The following is a 213-nucleotide window of genomic DNA, read 5'->3' on the forward strand; positions in this document are numbered from 1 at the left end:
CATCCGTAGCTCAGCTGGATAGAGTACTCGGCTACGAACCGAGCGGTCGGAGGTTCGAATCCTCCCGGATGCACCATATTACATGATGTCGCTTTAGCAGCGACATCAAATCTGCAGTAAAGTAAGTTTCCCTGATGCATCCGTAGCTCAGCTGGATAGAGTACTCGGCTACGAACCGAGCGGTCGGAGGTTCGAATCCTCCCGGATGCACCA

At 53.5% G+C, this 213-nt stretch carries 1 tRNA gene; it reads left to right on the forward strand.

Annotation, left to right across the window (positions count from 1 at the left end):
* Window positions 1-136 precede the first annotated feature (136 nt).
* Window positions 137-213, forward strand: a tRNA-Arg gene (locus tag OGY33_RS00690).

The sequence above is a fragment of the Citrobacter sp. Cpo032 genome (assembly GCF_030332975.1).
GTDB lineage: Bacteria > Pseudomonadota > Gammaproteobacteria > Enterobacterales > Enterobacteriaceae > Citrobacter > Citrobacter portucalensis.